20 protein-coding genes are annotated in these 16,889 nt (G+C 32.8%); 6 read left to right on the top strand and 14 right to left on the bottom strand.

Features of this window, described 5'->3' with window-relative positions:
- Positions 1-88 precede the first annotated feature (88 nt).
- The gene (locus AB1284_RS09970) at positions 89-1,345 is read right to left on the bottom strand and encodes a sensor histidine kinase (protein WP_429749740.1); all 1,257 of its coding nucleotides are present in this window, start codon (positions 1,343-1,345) and stop codon (positions 89-91) included.
- The gene (locus AB1284_RS09965; RefSeq protein WP_429749742.1) at positions 1,338-2,021 is read right to left on the bottom strand and encodes a response regulator transcription factor; all 684 of its coding nucleotides are present in this window, start codon (positions 2,019-2,021) and stop codon (positions 1,338-1,340) included. Before AB1284_RS09965 ends, AB1284_RS09970 begins: the two co-directional genes overlap by 8 nt.
- A gap of 538 nt (positions 2,022-2,559) precedes the next feature.
- Between AB1284_RS09965 and AB1284_RS09960 the strand changes: the two genes are divergently transcribed.
- Positions 2,560-3,273, top strand: a complete 714-nt coding sequence (locus AB1284_RS09960; protein ID WP_429749744.1) for an N-acetylmuramoyl-L-alanine amidase family protein — start codon at positions 2,560-2,562, stop codon at positions 3,271-3,273.
- A 268-nt stretch (positions 3,274-3,541) separates the two neighbouring features.
- Positions 3,542-4,015 (top strand): LAGLIDADG family homing endonuclease, encoded by a 474-nt coding sequence (locus tag AB1284_RS09955; RefSeq protein WP_429749746.1) that lies wholly within the window; start codon positions 3,542-3,544, stop codon positions 4,013-4,015.
- Between the two features lie 562 nt (positions 4,016-4,577).
- Here the strand turns inward: AB1284_RS09955 and AB1284_RS09950 are convergent.
- The 8 genes from AB1284_RS09950 to AB1284_RS09915 all read right to left on the bottom strand — a co-directional run bounded on the left by AB1284_RS09950 (position 4,578) and on the right by AB1284_RS09915 (position 10,071).
- Complete coding sequence (locus AB1284_RS09950) at positions 4,578-5,354, bottom strand: hypothetical protein (protein ID WP_429749748.1); 777 nt, start codon at positions 5,352-5,354, stop codon at positions 4,578-4,580.
- A complete protein-coding gene (locus AB1284_RS09945) occupies positions 5,351-5,503 on the bottom strand; it encodes a hypothetical protein (protein ID WP_429749749.1) in 153 nt (50 codons plus the stop codon). Before AB1284_RS09945 ends, AB1284_RS09950 begins: the two co-directional genes overlap by 4 nt.
- Positions 5,504-5,511: 8 nt before the next feature.
- Positions 5,512-6,132, bottom strand: a complete 621-nt coding sequence (locus AB1284_RS09940) for an ImmA/IrrE family metallo-endopeptidase (RefSeq protein WP_429749750.1) — start codon at positions 6,130-6,132, stop codon at positions 5,512-5,514.
- Positions 6,125-6,484 carry an XRE family transcriptional regulator gene (locus tag AB1284_RS09935; protein ID WP_429749752.1) on the bottom strand — a complete coding sequence of 120 codons (360 nt, stop codon included), beginning with the start codon at positions 6,482-6,484 and terminating at the stop codon, positions 6,125-6,127. Before AB1284_RS09935 ends, AB1284_RS09940 begins: the two co-directional genes overlap by 8 nt.
- A gap of 213 nt (positions 6,485-6,697) precedes the next feature.
- Positions 6,698-7,111 carry a DUF1992 domain-containing protein gene (locus AB1284_RS09930; RefSeq protein ID WP_429749754.1) on the bottom strand — a complete coding sequence of 138 codons (414 nt, stop codon included), beginning with the start codon at positions 7,109-7,111 and terminating at the stop codon, positions 6,698-6,700.
- A 21-nt stretch (positions 7,112-7,132) separates the two neighbouring features.
- On the bottom strand, positions 7,133-8,326 hold the full coding sequence (locus AB1284_RS09925; RefSeq protein WP_429749755.1) for an alpha/beta hydrolase: 1,194 nt from the start codon (positions 8,324-8,326) through the stop codon (positions 7,133-7,135).
- A 219-nt stretch (positions 8,327-8,545) separates the two neighbouring features.
- Entirely contained in the window at positions 8,546-8,992 is a 447-nt protein-coding gene (locus AB1284_RS09920; protein ID WP_429749757.1) for an NUDIX domain-containing protein, read from the bottom strand.
- A gap of 230 nt (positions 8,993-9,222) precedes the next feature.
- Positions 9,223-10,071, bottom strand: coding sequence for a patatin-like phospholipase family protein (locus tag AB1284_RS09915; RefSeq protein WP_429749759.1), 849 nt, complete (start codon positions 10,069-10,071; stop codon positions 9,223-9,225).
- A gap of 208 nt (positions 10,072-10,279) precedes the next feature.
- Between AB1284_RS09915 and AB1284_RS09910 the strand changes: the two genes are divergently transcribed.
- From AB1284_RS09910 to AB1284_RS09900, 3 genes are all read left to right on the top strand, one after another.
- Positions 10,280-10,657 (top strand): PH domain-containing protein, encoded by a 378-nt coding sequence (locus AB1284_RS09910; protein ID WP_429749761.1) that lies wholly within the window; start codon positions 10,280-10,282, stop codon positions 10,655-10,657.
- Between the two features lie 323 nt (positions 10,658-10,980).
- On the top strand, positions 10,981-11,181 hold the full coding sequence (locus tag AB1284_RS09905; RefSeq protein ID WP_429749763.1) for a spore coat protein: 201 nt from the start codon (positions 10,981-10,983) through the stop codon (positions 11,179-11,181).
- Positions 11,182-11,194: 13 nt separating this feature from the next.
- Positions 11,195-11,647, top strand: coding sequence for a spore coat protein (locus AB1284_RS09900; RefSeq protein ID WP_429749764.1), 453 nt, complete (start codon positions 11,195-11,197; stop codon positions 11,645-11,647).
- Between the two features lie 276 nt (positions 11,648-11,923).
- Here AB1284_RS09900 and AB1284_RS09895 read toward each other — a convergent pair whose 3' ends face one another.
- Positions 11,924-13,597, bottom strand: coding sequence for a ribonuclease J (locus AB1284_RS09895; RefSeq protein ID WP_429749766.1), 1,674 nt, complete (start codon positions 13,595-13,597; stop codon positions 11,924-11,926).
- A gap of 172 nt (positions 13,598-13,769) precedes the next feature.
- Between AB1284_RS09895 and AB1284_RS09890 the strand changes: the two genes are divergently transcribed.
- Entirely contained in the window at positions 13,770-14,903 is a 1,134-nt protein-coding gene (locus AB1284_RS09890; RefSeq protein WP_429749768.1) for a zinc-dependent alcohol dehydrogenase, read from the top strand.
- Positions 14,904-15,102: 199 nt separating this feature from the next.
- Here the strand turns inward: AB1284_RS09890 and AB1284_RS09885 are convergent, their stop codons facing one another.
- The 3 genes from AB1284_RS09885 to AB1284_RS09875 are packed head-to-tail and all read right to left on the bottom strand — an operon-like array spanning position 15,103 to position 16,871.
- Positions 15,103-15,777, bottom strand: coding sequence for an O-methyltransferase (locus AB1284_RS09885; protein WP_429749770.1), 675 nt, complete (start codon positions 15,775-15,777; stop codon positions 15,103-15,105).
- Positions 15,778-15,816: 39 nt separating this feature from the next.
- Positions 15,817-16,338 carry a YfiT family bacillithiol transferase gene (locus AB1284_RS09880; RefSeq protein WP_429754303.1) on the bottom strand — a complete coding sequence of 174 codons (522 nt, stop codon included), beginning with the start codon at positions 16,336-16,338 and terminating at the stop codon, positions 15,817-15,819.
- Positions 16,339-16,355: 17 nt separating this feature from the next.
- Positions 16,356-16,871 (bottom strand): GNAT family N-acetyltransferase, encoded by a 516-nt coding sequence (locus AB1284_RS09875; protein WP_429749771.1) that lies wholly within the window; start codon positions 16,869-16,871, stop codon positions 16,356-16,358.
- Positions 16,872-16,889: the final 18 nt, after the last annotated feature.

Raw genomic sequence — 16,889 nt, 5'->3', positions numbered from 1 at the left:
TATCCGTATTTCAATTAAAATACCTAGTTCTATATCAACAAAGGGTGTCAAGTTATAGGAAGCAGTTCCTCTTGACACCCTTTGTTAGTCATACTAGGAATTTAATGGTAACACATGTCCCTTTATGCCGTTCACTCCGTATTTTTATTTCTCCATTATGAGCGTCCGTAATCCACTTAGCTATGGACAGCCCTAAACCTGTCCCGCCTTCAGAACGTGTTCTACTCTTATCACTACGATAGAAGCGGTCAAAGATATGAGGAAGTTCCTTATTCGAAATACCGATACCTGTATCTTCTACTATGATTGTGACAAAACTTCCATCCTTGTTGCATGTAACTTTGATTCGTCCATTCTCAACATTGTATTTCATAGCATTATCCATCAATATAACGAGCAGTTGATGAATTCGTTCTTTATCTCCTTTATACATCAGTTGATTGTCCACATCTTCAATAATCGTAATATTCCGCAGCTCTGCAATGGGTTCAAATTGATGAATGATTGTGCTGACTAATTCACCTAGTGCAAACTCCTTCTTTTGAATAAGTATCTGATTCGAATCTGTTTTTGCGAGAGTCAGTAGATCTGATACAAGTTTATTCATTCTCTTTACTTCTTGTAGCACTTTATAAATTGTCATGCTTTCTTGTTCAATTGTATATTGCGGATGACGGAATAATAATTCTAAGTGTGTCTGGATAACAGACAACGGGGTTCGAAGTTCATGGGAAGCATCCGCTGCAAACTGAGTTTGTTTTTCCCAAGAGTTTTGAATCGGTACAAGTGAGCGATTTGCTAAAAACCACCCTATAAAGAAAGAAATAATAACTCCCGCAAAGCAACCTCCTATAGTCAATATAAGCAAGTTTTGCAGTATAGTCACCTCAGAATCTATATTTAAGACAATCTCAACCGTATGAGCCGATTTCATCCCAATATCCTCCAAATAACGGGATGGTGGTTCAAACTTAAGAATACGATAACTATGCTTATTGATTGTTTGTGTCCATAGTTTGTTGTCCTGAAATCGAGAAGGGGAGAAATCATTAATATCGTTAGAAAAGACAGCATTTTCAGGTATACTTTTTATGAAATGCCCGTTTTCATCCCAAACTAAGTAAACAGTTTTCCGTTCTGATTCTCGTTTGGATTCATGTTCTTTCAAAACATGTTTCATGCCTTCTTGCTGTATTTCTTCAGACACGCTAGCAAGCTTCGAATCAATCTCTGTATAAATAAAATGATTCATATATACATACAAAACAACACCGAATACACATAAAATCAATGAAAAAACAACCGTATTTAAGGTAACAAGTTGCATCTTTGTTTTTTTAAACATTTTGGTCATTTCCTTTGAATATAAAACCGACACCACGTACGGTATGAATAAACGTTTCATCATGAAATGCGTTTAATTTCTTTCGCAAATGATGCACATATACATCTACAACACCGAGCCCTACGTCAGAATCTAACCCCCAAATACGACTGAAAATTTGATCACGGATTAAGATTTGTTCTTTATTTCGTATAAAATATTCAAGTAATTCATATTCCTTAGTCGTCAAATATAACTTATTACCGTCTATATACCCATCATGTTCTTGTATGTGTAATTGGATAGGACCATAGGAAAAATTATGTTCTCCAATCGTTCCTTTTTCTCGTAACAGTACGCGTATTCTTGCAAGCAGCTCTGGTACTGCAAACGGCTTAATCAAATAATCATCTGCGCCAACATCTAAGCCTTTTACACGGTCTTCTACACTATCTTTAGCAGTAAGAAGAAGGATAGGGGTCTTAACGGAAGCAGCACGTACTTCTTTCACAATTTCAAATCCATTCATTTCTGGAAGCATGATATCTAAAATAATAGCATCATAAATATTTTGCTTGGCCATGAATAATCCTTCATCACCAGCTACAGCGCAATCAATTTCATATCCTTCTTCTTGTAAAACTGCCATAACTCCTTCTAAAAGAGGCTGATCATCTTCAATTATTAAAATCTTCATTATTTCCATCCATCCCGTTAAGTTTTTAATCATATATACCTTATTATATAGGATTCACGTACCAATGTATAAAGGAAACAGTTAGTTCACAATAAAGTCATCGATTTCAAACAAATAAGAAAGGGTGGTAGTATGCTAGAAAATTTAACTACTGAAACTCGCAATAAAAAACAATAAATTTAGAATGAGGTAGATTAAAAGTAAATCCTTATAAATTACATATGAAGACAAAAAAATATTTTCATGAATGAATAGAATACAAAATCTTTCAAGTGAAAAAAGAAATTGAGGTACAGAAGCTAGTAAATTCAATAACTAGTGATTCTAAAACATATGCAAGTTTATCATAAAGTTAAACATACAATACACATCGATGTAATCTACTGGTTATAAGTGTATCTTTATTACGTGTAAATTTAATGTACAATTCTTAAAACAAAATATATTTTAATAGAAATATTTTAATAAAAACATTTGAATCACTCCAATGAATTGGTAAAATTATATATGTTATCAATTTATTGGAAGGGGAAAAATAATGAAAAAGAAAATTATTACTTGTATACTTTCTACTACACTATTAATTCCAGCTGTTGCTCATGCGGAGGAGACTAAGGCAACTCAAAATAATGCTAATGCTTCTAAACTTACAAATGCAAGTATTGCTAGCCAAAAGCAAGGATGGGTACAAGAACGCGGATATTGGTATTACTATGACAAAAATGGTAATAGAGTAACAGGTTGGCTAAATGACGGCGGAAAGTGGTATTATCTATATGATTATAGTGGTATTATGCAAACTGGCTGGCTGTCAATCAAAGATAAAAAAACTGGAGTAACTTCATGGTATTATTTCGATCCTAACACCGGTGTGATGCAAACGGGTTGGGTGAAAGTTAATGGATATTGGTATTTCTTAAATAATAATGGCGTAAGGCAAACGGGTTGGCTAAATAATGGTGGAAAGTGGTATTATCTTGGCACTTACGGACAAATGGAGACAGGAAGAACGTCTGTAGACAACGTATATTACTACTTCGATAAAAATTCAGGGGCTATGCAAACAGGTTGGATACAAGAATATGGTTCTTGGTATTATTATAACAACAATGGGGCCCAACACAAAGGGTGGTTACAACTTGGCGGAAGTTGGTACTACCTTGACTCTTATTCAGGTTATATGAGAACCGGTTGGGCATTAATTGATAACCAATGGTATCAATTTAATAGTAACGGTGTTTGGATTGGATAATTTCATAATAAACAAAAATAGGTTGCATTGCTTACTGCAACCTATTTTTTGTTTATCTGGACAGGCTATAGATTGAAAGAATCATACCCATTTAAACTAGAATTTATATTTAAGTAAAAAATAAAGACTTTAGCAACTAAAAAAGATGCTAAAGTCTTTATTTTATTGGTTATCTTTTTATTAACGGTAGACGGAACGTTTGTTCTTTGGATATGATATATAAGAAGGTATACTCAATTTTTATATCTGTTGAAAGGGGATACTCCTAATGTGTAAACAGGGCAAAAGAAAGTCTAAATGCATGTTGGAAAAGGCCGAAATGATTAAGTTATATTTAGAAGGTTCTAGCACATCAGATATCGCAAACTTAGCTAATGTTTCTTCTGGATACGTTCACATGGTCCTAACAGATAGTAACATTGAAAAGAGAGCGCGTGGAAGCTGGAAGCGTAAATATGATTTAAATGAAGATTACTTTAAAACTTGGTCTAACAACATGGCATATATTTTAGGTTTTTTCGTTGCTGACGGTGTAATAGCCAAAAACAGTCACACAGTTAGTATTTCTCAAAAAGAAAAAGGGATTTTGGAAGATATGAAAAAAGAAATAAATTCAAACCATCCACTATATAAAAACAAAAATACCGGTGTATATATATTGAACTTAAATAGCAAAATCATGAAAAACGACCTAATAAATATGAAATTTTTCAATAGAAAAAATAAATTATCTTTCAGTTAGTGTGCAAACTTTAGACAAGCACACTAACTGATTTTTTATTTATGACAAGAAGATAAAAACAGGGAGGAATCAAAAAACATACTTACTTAAATTAAGTTATTTTTTCTAGTTTACATAATATAAATTATAGGAAGTTATAAAATGAAAGGAGTTTTATATCTCTAAAACCAAGTAAACTATATATTTTGAGACGAAACAGGGATTTTTAAAACGATTTATAGCATGTTTAAATAAGCTTTGAAATTCCATAATTTCAAACAAGCCACAATGATTTCATTCAGCAAAATCCTTCACGCACAGCCGGAGAAATTTCATATTAAATGATCAGAGCCATAATTTATATTTTTATTGCACTTAACAGTTTATTTTCTGGCTTGTTTTTTTATTTTACATTCGATATTGACATCTTATTTTCTGAATATATACAGAAATGTGTTTTATATAAAAATCTTCTATAATCCTAGCTCTGGCCTATTTTTTCTTCACTTAAGTTCAATCACTCTTAGTTAACATAATGTATTTATAGAACAAAAAATCCTCCCTTGTTATTTTAGGAAGAATTTTAATAAATGACTTGTATTCTATTAGATATAATCTTTTCTATAAAATGCGCATTTGTTATCTTTTCTGTTTGACGTATTAAATGTAAAATACCGCTTTTTCGATTATGATAGATAACTTTGCGCTCTTCATTTCGATATATTCGCACTAGTATTGCCAGTGTATCAACATCGCATTGTTCTACGTATGTATATAAGTCTTGATCAATTCCAACAAATGTGATGGTTTGCTTGCTAAGGATTTGATTCAATATACAGGCTAATGACATTTCTCCATGATTTTTATGGTTACAATTCACAAAAAACGCCTCATAGTCGTCAAAAACAATCTTTTCAGCAATTTGAAATGTATTTCTTGCTTTTCTAATGCTTTCTCGCAATGGTTGTATACAGGAAAATGCTTTTTCGCTTGCTATTAAAAACTTTTGTTTCGCTTGTGCTGCTGTATATTCTACTTTAAGTAATTCATACAAATCACGTTCTTCTACATAAAGGACTGTATCAAATTTTGATAAATAAGCTAAATATAGTCCTTCTAAATCCTCTGTAAGACGCATTTCTTTTGCGATTACATCTGTAATTAAAATAGGGATATCTTTCGCATGTTCGAGAAATAACGTTGCTTTATGCTGATAAAAAGCTTTCTTATGATAAGAAATAGTTGATGTATCATATAAGAACACATGGCCTTTCTCTAAAATACTATCCATTATCTCTTCAAGGTCTGTAATGAAGTGTGTTTGTTGTTGGATCAAACTCTTTAGTTCTGGAGATGTCACTCTGCTGCCTCTCCCTTCACGTTATAGAAATACCCAATAACTTCTTCAAGAACTTGTTGATTAGCTTGTTGTGCTGCATGAGGCAAAGCGTGCTGATTCATTAACTTTTCCAGTTTTCCAAAGTTCACAACATTACTTCGTTCAATCATATAAGGATCTAACCCAAGAGCTTCAAATTCTTTATGATAATCAATTTTTTATCAAAATATGTTTCTAATGATTTTTCATCAATTAGGTGCAGTTCATAGAGACGAATAAGAATTGCTTTATACGGGGCCTGAAAACGACTCATGCAAAGAAAAATCTTTGTGAATGTAGTTTCAAATTCATTTTCTGTACCCGTATAAAAAGCCTTTAACTCATGTTCATCAATTAGTAGAACCGATGCAAAATAATCAGCTTTTCGTTCAGATGGATTTTTATCAAGGCCTACATGAATAATATGTAATTGCTGCTTAAGCTCTTGAAATGAAATAAGATGATACAGTTCATGAAGCAGACTAAAATTTTGATAAATTCGAGATTGATACGTATTCACATAGCAAATATACTTATCCGTATTTGTAGAACGAATAAAACCACCCAAAGACTGATCTTGAATTGGTACTTCAATGAAAAAATGTTGTGTAGAAATATATTTTTTCGCACCTTCAATCATTGTCCAGCCTCTTGGATGGTAATGCTGCAAATACTTTTTTATTAAATTTTCTACTTCAGACTTTATCTTTTGATTTTCTTCTAAAATTTGTGGAAGATCTGCAAACGAAAGCTCAGGCATGTGAATCACCTCTATCGTAAATTTCGAGTAAATCACAAATTTTTGTTAACTGAGCTAACCCTTCTTTTCCTCTCTCTGACAACATATTACCAGCCGAAAAAGCGAAAGCCCCCTCCTCTATCTCTTGATTCAAATGATGAAACGAATCATTCATAAAAAACGTTTGTTCATGTCCTAAAGTATCAGCCAATTTAGCCGCAAAATCATAAATACCATTCATTCGTTTTCCATTTAGATAGTCAGAAAAGTTGGACTCCGACATGTTCATACGTTTCGCTAGACGTTTTCTTTTTAAACCTTCTGTTTCAATATATTGATTCATATTGCGTAAAATCATAGATTCTAAATTCATTTTTCTCACTTCCTTCCTAACAGTTTACTTCGTTATATGTATTTATTATATAGTGCACATGAAAAATCCATTTAAAGAGAATTCTCGATGAATTTATTTATATAATCAGGTGATTTATACAGTGTTTTTTTATTTAAATCCGCTTATAACGAATTCTTCTATAAAAAAACTCTTTCCGAGCTTATCCTCAGAAAGAGTAACAACCTTACAATATTAACTTGGTATACTAATTTTCATTTTTTGTGCTAATGGTGGACAAGTTAAATTGTGTTCGTAAATCTTTTTATTAATCATTTCAACCATTGCAGCAAATTCTTCTTTTTCTATGCATGTATGCAATTTTTCCTTTAACGCATCGATTTCTTTTGAAAGTTCAATCCACCCTAGTAAAATATGATTATCCTTCATCGTCTTATATAGCTGTTTTTCTGGATTATAAGAGAGACTTTTATCAATTTGCTGCGGCTTTCCTTTGCCTACTAAGTCATCAAATACGCCTTCTTTTTGAGCGCGTTTAATAATAGAGCTAATATGATCTTCGTACGTATATGACCATACTTTTTCATCTTTCACTAAAATTTCTTGTTTCTTTAATGCTTTATCTAAATCTTTTTCTCTATCTTTCATATGTTTTCTCCTCCCTTTTTATTATTTCATGGGTATTTTAAATTGTTGTAAAGATACTAATCCATGAGCAAACTGTTTATGCCACCACAATTCATCGTGACCACCAGGGAATTCAACATAGGTGATTTGATATTCTTTTTCTTTAAGTACTTGTGATAACCTCTTATTTGCTTCTAACAATGGTTTATTTTCCAACTCCCCAGCGCTCATATAAATATGTAGTGGTAATGTGCTGCTTCTTTTAAATTGATTTTCAATCCAAGGATGTGGTCCTGTGTAATTGTCTTTTTTCCAATGTACAGAACCAGACATTGATAAAACATTTCCGAAGAGATCTGGATATTCCAGTGCTGCATAAAAAGCTGCTAAACCACCAAGACTGAATCCACCAATTGTTGTATGATATGGATTTGCATTAACATGATATCTTTGTTGAATCCAAGGAAATAGTTCTTTTGTTAAAAACATATTCATTTCCCCATAAAATGTGAGTTCTGTAAATCGATCTACATGATCAATGCCAATTAGAATACACGGTGGAATTTCTTTTGTATGTATAAGATGATCTAGTGTTGCAGCTGCTGATAACGTCCGCAGCATAGAACTGCCATCAAACATGATAAGAAGGTCGTAAGGAGCTTGTTCAGGTGAGTAATTATGCGGAGTATATATCCAAAGTTGTCGTTCATTCTTCAATATAGAACTATGAAACTGATATGTTTCTACTTTTCCTTTTGGGGTTTGAGTTTGTTGCTTTGTTTTATCAATTTGTGACGATAGGCCTAGCTCTAAAACAGATATTGGTCCTGCTTTATGCTCAAATATTTTAGAATTCAATGGATCACGCTTATAGTTTTCACTTCGCTTTACCCAATCTTGTTCAAAGTCATCATTAATTGAAAAATAATACGTCGAAGCAAACCTTTCTTTTGTTCGAAATGTTTTAAACCATATGTTTGTATGTGAAAGCTTATTCATTTCATTTGCCGCTATATCCCAACCAGGAAAACTGCCAAATACATATGCATTTTCAGTTTTTTCATCACCTAACCAAATATATGTAACAATATGGTACTCAGCATCAATTGGACAAGTCTCCACAATAGGTGTTTCTTGTTTCTTTATACTTTCTAAAAACAATGTAACAGCAGAAGAATTCCCTTGATTTAATTGCTTCGCTAAATCATGCATTATTGGACTCATTAGTTTCTTCATTTTTTGCCCCCCTTTTCTCTTTTCAACTCAATACTTATTTCAGTACCAAGTTGATTGTTTCCTGGTTATTTACTATGAGTATAGTGTATATTTTGTGAACAAATTTTATATTTAAGACCGTATAGAATAAAGTATTAGACTATAAAAAACTTTACAAACTAAAAAGGTGTTTTCTAGACGTGAAAACACCTTTCTTAACATAAATTCAGTTTCAAGTAGTTAAAGTGTACTAACCCAACATGTTTCTATGTCATGTTCTTGAATTTTTTTCATAAGTATTTGTACAGCAGCATCCGGCATGACTTTATATCTTTTCAAATTGTCTTCATTAGGTACAATCCAATAAAAATCCAGATGAGATTCTCTAGATTTAGGAGGTGTTTCCGCGTTTAATTTATCACTGTTAACTTTAAAAACATGATTAATTTCATAATGTAGTGTGTCTCCATCATTCCACTGATTTTCAATGACACCAAGGAACTTTTCGATTGAACAGGCAGTACCTATTTCTTCTTCCCATTCTTGTATAAGTGCATTTTCAACTGACTCACCTAATTCAATATGTCCCCCAGGTAAAAAAGAATGATGTCCCTTAAAATGTGCTACCAAAAGCTTTCCGTCTTTTATAAGCACACCCCTGACAATGTGGTGAAAGCGAGTTCTCATATTTTGGTCCTCCTTATTTACTCTTCAGATAGTAAATTCTAATGTAAGAAGTAAAATTCCTTTGCCAGTTGGATATAGATAGGTATTTTTAGAACTATTTAGTTTTATTCTGTAAAAATACGGTAAATGAAATTAGATTGAACATAAGTTGTTCAATCTAATTTCATGGCGCTACTATGCTTTTCAGTACAATCGCCCAATCTTGACGACCATTTTAACAAAATATTATTTTACTTAATCCATTGTTTTAGCTTCTCAAATTGATTCTTCGCATCATTATAACCAAGTTCATATAAATGAACTAATCTTTCTTTATTCCGTTCTAATCCACCTGCTGGTAATTGAACACTTGGCTGTATAACAAAGAAGTTCTCTTTTTGTTTCTCTGAATAAAGATAAGATAAAGTATTGTTATAGATTTCGTAATGCTCCACAAGGCGATTTGCTACATTAGGATAATGTCGATACAACCATTTCGCAATAGATGACAGCTTGTTTCGTTGTTTTTCAAATCCTGCTGGTTTCGTCATAATGACTACATTTTTTTGAAATCCATCAGCCTGTGCTTTTTGAATCGGAATTGGATCTGTAATTCCTCCATCTAGCAACTTTTTATCATCGTATTCAACTGCCGGAGCAATAAATGGCACTGAACTTGATGCACGAATAATTTTTAAAATATCATTTCCATGTTCATGCTTATTGTAATACACAGCCTCTCCTGTTTCACAATCAGTCGTACCAATAACAAACTGTTCTGCTCCATTTAAGAATGTCTGAAAATCAAACGGAACAACTTTGTTAGGTACTTCATCAAATAAAAAGTCCATGCCAAACAATTCACGTTTTCGTAAAAAATTCCGAAATGATATGTAACGTGGATCGCTTACAAGTTCTGTATTTACTTTCTTATTTCTTCCTTTTTGACGAGATAAATACGTAGCAGCCATACAAGCCCCTGCTGAAACACCTATTACATAAGGAAAATAAAGATCTTTTTCCATGAAAAATTCTAATACGCCTGCTGTATAAAGCCCCTTCATTCCTCCGCCTTCTAAAACTAATCCGATATTGTTCATATATTGTCCCTCTATCATATTTCAATTTCAAATTCGTAGTGTATAAAAAGTTCTTACACAAATATATTAGCATAAGATATTATGATGAAGTATTACATTGTTTCATTGCAATTGAAAATTAATTCTTAAATTGAAAAGTAAGAACCTGCTTTTTCATTACGTGTTACAATAAAAGAAACTTATTCTATACATAAAGGGGGAATTCATAATGGGCTTATTTCATGGTATTTTAGGAAATGCATCCGATGCAGATATAAGTAGCGTAGAACGTGATCTACAAGCGATTATGTTAGATGATGAGCAAGTAGAACACGCCTATAAATTAATTCGTGATTTAATTGTATTTACCAACCGCCGAATGATTTTAGTAGACAAACAAGGTATGACTGGCAAAAAAACAGAGTATCATTCTATTCCATATAAAAGTATTACACAATTTAGTATAGAAACAGCTGGTCACTTCGATTTAGATGCCGAATTAAAAATTTGGGTATCAAGCATGTCTACCCCGATTACGAAAGAATTTAGAAAAGATGATAGTATTTACAGCATCCAAAAAGCGCTTGTAGCTTACACAACAAGATAATAATATTGTATTTTTATACAACATCTAAAGTATTTACCCCGTATATTTTGGAACAATATACATTAATTTTGATTAAAAATACCAAAAAGACTATCCCTATCACAAGATAGTCTTTTTGGTACTCTATCATATTATCTTTTTTATATTTTAAATAATCTTGTTCGGCTATTAAGACAGACGTAATCTATTATTTACTAAAAAAATATTATAAAAACTTTTTTAATAATGATACTAGTCCAAACTATATCTATTCTATTTCATATAATGATTCTAGTTAGATAATACTAACTAATAATTTAAACCCAATTTGGAGGGATATTGGAATGGATGATTTAAAAAAATTGATTTCTTCAACACTTAATGGAAAACAAAAGAACGAAATATTCACTATACTACTTTCAGATATTTTAAATAGAAATGATATAACAGATTCATCTCTAAAAAATTTACCCCCAGAGAAAAAAACACAAATCAAAAAAATCTTTTCTGAATTAAAAAATCAAATTAATAACATTTTAGATTAAAAGGAGAGAGTTTATGTCGGGAGTTTGGTATCCAAACGAAGATAAAAAGTGGAACGCACTAGATTCTTCAAAGCCTCATCCATCATTCTACGATCCAACAATTTCAGAAGAAGCTAAGCAAAAAAATAAAATTTATCAATTATCCGAAGAATATATATCGATTGTTGATTCCGCTGATGTTCAAGTTACTACAACAGATACAAAAGTGGCACTATCAATTCAAGCCTCATTACAAGCAGCAATTATTGCGATTCTAAGTATATCTATTGCAGATGGCGAAAAAGCTGATAAAATTGCACAAGAGCTTTTTCAAAAATCTGCCATTTCACAAATTACTAAACAACGTACTGTGATTAAAAATTCTAGAAATGTTTCAGTAACTACTACAGATACTGATATAGCAGTAAATATTCAAGTCCTTCTTCAAATTTTATTAGCTTTATTAGTTAAACTAAAAGTTTTATAAAGATAATTTAACTTTTCTAGTAAGGTTGTGAAATAATGCACTTACCCATTCCATTCCCTCCCCTCCTATTGGGATTTTTCACTTGAAACTTTGTTAGACAAACTAAACACATCACATACAAAAAAGAGTTTTTTATTTATTTTGAGCAAATATATTATTAACATTAGCTATAGGAATTTATAACAGTATCCTTATTAAACTAAATGGATATAGTTTAATAAGGATACTGTTAATTCAAATTTAAATTAATGCCTACTTAGGGGGAAAGTAGGCATTTTAAACTTCAATTATTATAGGAAGAATCATTGGCTTTCTTTTTGTATGTTCGTATAAAAATTGTCCAAGTGTTTCTTTTATTTCTTTTTTAAGAACATTCCACTGATTAATATTCGTTTTTAGTAAATTATTAATGGTTGTTACAGATAATTGATTAATTTTCTTCATAAAATCTTCTGAATCACGTACGTATACAAATCCACGAGAAATTATATCTGGACCAGAAATCATTTTTCTATCTGTTTTACTAAGAGTAATAACTATAACAAGCATACCATCCTCTGCAAGCTGTTTACGGTCACGTAAAATAATATTTCCAACATCACCAATACCCAATCCGTCTACATATACATTTCCTGCAGGTATTCGTCTAGTTTGATAAGCAACTTGGTTCTTTATATCAACAACATCACCGTTATTCATAACATAAATATTATCTTTCTCAACACCAACGGACTCTGCTAAAAGACGATGATGGTGTAGCATTCTAAATTCTCCATGAATCGGAATGAAATATTTTGGCTTCATTAAAGTGAGCATTAATTTTAATTCTTCTTGATAAGCATGTCCAGAAACGTGCATTCCTGTTGAACTTCCTGATCCATAAATTACATTTGCTCCTAATAAAAATAAGTTGTCGACAATACGAGAAACATTTCGTTCATTTCCTGGTATAGGGGTTGCAGCTATAATAACAGTATCTTCCGGCAGGATATCTACCTGTCTATAGTTTCCACTAGCTAAACGAGCTAAAGCGGCCATAGGCTCACCTTGACTGCCAGTACAAAGAATTGCTACCTTTTCCGGCTCCATTTGATTGATTTCATGTGCTTCAATTAACATTCCCTCTGGAATATTTAAATATCCTTGCTCCAATGCAACAGATACTACATTTACCATACTCCTTCCAAGCAAAGCGAGTTTTCGATTTGTTTTACATGCAGCATCTACCACTTGCTGTAGGCGATTCACATTAGATGCAAAAGTAGAAAGAATAACTTTTCTGCGCGCTTTTAGAAATGCTTCTTCGATATGTTCGCCTACAAATCGTTCTGATGGAGTAAATCCAGAACGTTCTGCATTTGTACTTTCAGAGAGTAAAGCTAAAACACCATTACTTCCGATTTTAGCCATTTTATGGATATCTGGATATTGATTATTTACAGGAGTCAAATCAAACTTGAAGTCACCTGTATGTACTACTGTACCTTCTGGTGTATGAAAAGCAATGCCAAGACAATCTGGAATGCTATGATTCGTTTTGAAAAAAGATAGACTTATTTGTCCAAATTCAATTAATGATTCAGAATCAATAACAAATAGATCTGTTTCATTTCGAAGTTTATGCTCTTTTAATTTAACTTCAATTAGCCCTAGCGTTAAACGTGTTGCATAAATTGGCACGTTTAGTTGTTTTAATAAATATGGAATACCTCCAATATGATCTTCATGTCCATGTGTAACAACTAAAGCCCGAATCTTATCTTGATTTTCCTTTAAATATGTAATATCAGGGATAATCAAATCAATTCCTAATAAACTTTCATCGGGAAACTTTGAACCACAATCAATTATCACAATGTCATTTGCATACTGTATAACATACATATTTTTTCCTATTTCCTTTATGCCGCCTAAAGCAAAAATGGATAGTGTATTTTCTGCTATGTTCACAATGAGTATCCTCCTTTTTCAAACTTATATTGCTTATTAAAAATCTATCTGTTTATATATTTTCCAACACTTACAAATTTATTATCTGTTACAAGATGAATGAGTATATTATTTACTGGTTTGACTGAACATAGTTAAAGGTGCATTGAAGAAACTAGGAGGTTCTAGAATTATGAGAGCTGTAACTTATCAAGGGCCAAATTTTGTTGAAGTTAATCAGGTGGAGGATGCAAAACTTGAAAAGAAAGATGATATTATCGTAAAAATTACCTCTACTGCTATTTGTGGATCTGATTTACATTTGTATCAAGGGAACATGCCATTACCTCCAGGATATATTATTGGCCACGAACCGATGGGTATTGTAGAGGAAGTAGGACCCGATGTCACCAGGGTCAAAAAAGGAGACCGTGTTGTAATTCCTTTCAATGTTTCATGTGGGCATTGTTTTTATTGTCAGCACGAAATGGAGAGTCAGTGCGATAATTCAAATCCTCACTATGATTCTGGTGGATACTTTGGCTATACAGAGAAATTTGGCAACCATCCAGGTGGCCAAGCTGAATATTTGAAAGTTCCTTTTGGAAATTTTACTCCGTTTGTTATTCCTCAATCATGCGAACTTGAAGATGAATCCTTACTTTTTTTATCCGACGTTCTCCCAACTGCATATTGGAGTGTAATAAACGCAGGTGTAAAACCGGGCGATACTGTCATTGTTCTTGGATGTGGACCTGTTGGATTGATGACTCAAAAATTTGCATGGATGAAAGGTGCTAAACGTGTCATCGCTGTTGATTACTTAGATTATCGTATAAATCATGCTAAAAAAATGAACAAAGTTGAGGTATTCGAGTTTACAAAATATCCTGATATGGGAGAGCATTTAAAAGAAATTACTAATGGCGGTGCCGACGTAGTTATTGATTGCGTTGGTATGGACGGAAAAAAATCACCTCTTGAATATCTCGAACAAAAATTAAAACTACAAGGTGGTACTCTTGGTCCTATTCAAATTGCTACGAAAGCCGTTCGGAAATGTGGAACTGTGCAAATAACGGGTGTTTATGGAGGAAACTACAATGTATTTCCTTTAGGAGCATTTTGGACTAGAAATATAAATCTTAAAATGGGACAAGCCCCCGTCATTCATCTTATGCCAGAACTGTTTCAAAAAATAACGAATAACGAGTTTGATCCAAGAGAAATTATTACACATAAAATGCCTCTTGAAGAAGCAAGTCATGGTTATCAAATTTTTAATAATCGTGAAGACAATTGCATAAAAGTAGTTTTGAAACCATAGTCACACCTATTTTATACAAATAATGTAGAGAATAAGACTTCTATAATCCTATTAAATAATCACTCATATTTAATTTTATGGGCATAAATAAAGCACTGCATTTGCAAATGCAGTGCTTTTAACTTTAAACTATATCAACTACTAAATGTCACAAAAACATCTTTAAGTTCCACTTCAACCATTGAAGTTCAAGTTCATTTCAAATAGACGTAACCACAGCAAGCGCAAAGCCGTCATATCCTTTGGAACCAACAGTTTGAATTGCCGTTGCGCTCAAGCGTGGCTCAGTAGCGATCAACTCGTAGAATCGCCGTATCCCTTGAACACTCTGATCAACATTAGAATCTTCTATTACTGCACCATCACGTATGACATTATCTGCAATGATTAAAGTACCTGGACGTGAAAGCTTCAATGCCCACGCTAAATAATACGGATTATTGGGCTTATCAGCATCAATAAAAATAAGATCAAACGGTTCATGCTTTTCATTAACAAGTTGCTGTAATGTATTTAATGCTGGTCCAAGGCGTACCTCCGCTATATCACTTAAGTTAGCACGCTTAATGTTAGAACGAGCTACTTCTGCATGCTTTGGATCTGCTTCTAACGTAAGAAGACGACCATCTTTAGGCAATGCTCGCGCTAACCAAATTGTACTATAACCACCTAACGTGCCAATTTCTAGTATGGTGCGTGCTCCTTTAATTTGCGCAAGCAGCTGCAGAAATTTCCCTTGATTCGGAGAAACATCGTGCGCCGGTAAGCCAGAATCTGCGTTAACTTGAAGTACCGTATCAAGTACAGGATCAGACAGAACCAGTAAATCAGTTATATAGCGATCTACCTCAGTCCATTTATTAGATATCCCCATATAAACTGTCCCCCTTTGCATTTCAACTGCTTAATTTAATTACCACCCTAATCGATCACGAAGAGAAGTAATATGTGCGGTATGATGACGACCGTGCCATGCATAAAGACCGATCGTTACACCTAATTTACTCGACCCTGATTCAGGATGATGAAACGTTTTTTCAAAATCATTAGATTTCATAGATCGCAGCAAAGTAACCCATCTCATATGTAATGATTCTAAAAGTGCTAGGGATACATCTATTGGTAGCTGTGAATCAGGAAGCTCTGCCCATTTTTCTTCCATATACGGTTTAATCGTTGGATTATTTTCTGTCAGAGCTAATTTAAACCGAATATAACTATTCATATGACTATCTGCAATATGATGAACGACTTGGCGAACTGTCCATCCGCCAGGACGATACGATGTATTAAGCTGCTCATCTTGTAAATCCTTTATTGCTTCCTTTAACTTCGCAGGAAGGTTTTCAATTTCTTTTATCCAGTTCTCTATTAAATCTCTGGTAGGATTACCTTCGTAAGTAAATTGACCGATCGGATAACGTAAGTCCATAATTGTATTGCTCTCCTTTTTTAGTTAGAATGTCTCCAAATATAATGGATAAAATCAATTTTTTGGCCTTGTAATTCTGCTGCATTTTCATCAATTGAGATACGTGAAAAATGGTTCTTTTCTAATAGTTTTTGAGAAGAAAAATTATTATTCGTTGTTTTCGCGTGAATTTCAGTAACTTGATAGTTTGCTGCTTCATCTAAGAGGAGGTTTACAGCTTTAGTTGCAACACCTCTTCCAACATATTTTTCTCCTAATCGATAGCCAAGATACCCTAATTCTTTATCTTTCTCAATATCTACTAAATTGATTCGCCCAACAATTGTTCCTGCATGATTTCTTATGAGGTGAAAATATGAAATACCTTCAAATTGTTCTTTTAATAATTCATAGAAAATCTTTTGAAACGTTTCATATGTATAGTAATTTTCACCACGGCTAGGCACCATCTTTTCGAAAAAAGCCCTGTTATTACATTCAAAAGCAAACAATTCTTCTGCATCTTGTTCCTTTAACTTTTCTATGTAGACTTCCATTCGTTAATCATTCCTTTT

The organism is Bacillus sp. S2(2024), from assembly GCF_050474045.1.
Taxonomy (GTDB): Bacteria; Bacillota; Bacilli; order Bacillales; family Bacillaceae_G; genus Bacillus_A; species Bacillus_A yunxiaonensis.
This window is presented reverse-complemented; position numbering and strand designations above follow the sequence as displayed.

Excerpts from the sequence above, each read along its gene's own strand:
- AB1284_RS09960 (WP_429749744.1), top strand. The coding sequence starts at position 2,560 with ATGAAAAAGAAAATTATTACTTGTATACTTTCTACTACACTATTAATT.
- AB1284_RS09925 (WP_429749755.1), bottom strand. The coding sequence starts at position 8,326 with ATGAAGAAACTAATGAGTCCAATAATGCATGATTTAGCGAAGCAATTA.
- AB1284_RS09910 (WP_429749761.1), top strand. The coding sequence starts at position 10,280 with ATGGGCTTATTTCATGGTATTTTAGGAAATGCATCCGATGCAGATATA.
- AB1284_RS09930 (WP_429749754.1), bottom strand. The coding sequence starts at position 7,111 with ATGAAAGATAGAGAAAAAGATTTAGATAAAGCATTAAAGAAACAAGAA.
- AB1284_RS09955 (WP_429749746.1), top strand. The coding sequence starts at position 3,542 with ATGTGTAAACAGGGCAAAAGAAAGTCTAAATGCATGTTGGAAAAGGCC.
- AB1284_RS09890 (WP_429749768.1), top strand. The coding sequence starts at position 13,770 with ATGAGAGCTGTAACTTATCAAGGGCCAAATTTTGTTGAAGTTAATCAG.
- AB1284_RS09915 (WP_429749759.1), bottom strand. The coding sequence starts at position 10,071 with ATGAACAATATCGGATTAGTTTTAGAAGGCGGAGGAATGAAGGGGCTT.
- AB1284_RS09920 (WP_429749757.1), bottom strand. The coding sequence starts at position 8,992 with ATGAGAACTCGCTTTCACCACATTGTCAGGGGTGTGCTTATAAAAGAC.
- AB1284_RS09905 (WP_429749763.1), top strand. The coding sequence starts at position 10,981 with ATGGATGATTTAAAAAAATTGATTTCTTCAACACTTAATGGAAAACAA.
- AB1284_RS09885 (WP_429749770.1), bottom strand. The coding sequence starts at position 15,777 with ATGGGGATATCTAATAAATGGACTGAGGTAGATCGCTATATAACTGAT.
- AB1284_RS09945 (WP_429749749.1), bottom strand. The coding sequence starts at position 5,503 with ATGATTGAACGAAGTAATGTTGTGAACTTTGGAAAACTGGAAAAGTTA.
- AB1284_RS09965 (WP_429749742.1), bottom strand. The coding sequence starts at position 2,021 with ATGAAGATTTTAATAATTGAAGATGATCAGCCTCTTTTAGAAGGAGTT.
- AB1284_RS09875 (WP_429749771.1), bottom strand. The coding sequence starts at position 16,871 with ATGGAAGTCTACATAGAAAAGTTAAAGGAACAAGATGCAGAAGAATTG.
- AB1284_RS09900 (WP_429749764.1), top strand. The coding sequence starts at position 11,195 with ATGTCGGGAGTTTGGTATCCAAACGAAGATAAAAAGTGGAACGCACTA.
- AB1284_RS09940 (WP_429749750.1), bottom strand. The coding sequence starts at position 6,132 with ATGCCTGAGCTTTCGTTTGCAGATCTTCCACAAATTTTAGAAGAAAAT.
- AB1284_RS09970 (WP_429749740.1), bottom strand. The coding sequence starts at position 1,345 with ATGTTTAAAAAAACAAAGATGCAACTTGTTACCTTAAATACGGTTGTT.
- AB1284_RS09935 (WP_429749752.1), bottom strand. The coding sequence starts at position 6,484 with ATGAATTTAGAATCTATGATTTTACGCAATATGAATCAATATATTGAA.